The organism is Neisseria sp. HMSC073G10, assembly GCF_001812605.1.
In the GTDB taxonomy this organism is placed as follows: Bacteria; Pseudomonadota; Gammaproteobacteria; order Burkholderiales; family Neisseriaceae; genus Neisseria; species Neisseria subflava_A.
In genome coordinates this window covers 1-388 of record NZ_KV809544.1, presented here as the reverse complement: position 1 = coordinate 388, position 388 = coordinate 1, and the positions used below count along the sequence as shown (strand labels likewise).

Below are 388 nucleotides of genomic sequence, written 5' to 3'. Positions count from 1 at the left end.
TCCGTACTCAGCGAAGGCAACATCACCATCGGCGACCAAGCCACCAGCGCCCGCGCACTCGGCATCCAAACCGATCTGCAAAACGCCCACCGCAGCGCCGAAGCCGTACCCGATCTGCAAAACCTACTCGACAAACAGCAAACCGTCGCCCAATCGACTGCCGTCATCCACAGCGCCGTTGCCACCTATAGTGGCAACCGTGCCAAAGCGGCAGCCGAAGAGCTGGAAAAACAACAGGCCGCTTACGAAGGCCGTCTGAAAGAGCAAAACGACGGCAGTTATGAGCAATATGCCGGTAAAAGCGACAGCGAACGGCTGTCCATGAGGCTGGGGAACGCGAAGTATGCCCAAGCTTACCAAGAAGCCCGAAGCTGGGGCGTAGGCGGCA

Annotated in this window: 1 protein-coding gene; it reads left to right on the top strand. The window is 59.0% G+C overall.

Annotated features, from left to right (window positions below; genetic code table 11):
* Window positions 1-388 (top strand): hypothetical protein (locus HMPREF2865_RS11345; RefSeq protein WP_210399365.1); only part of this gene is annotated, 388 nt, incomplete at both ends.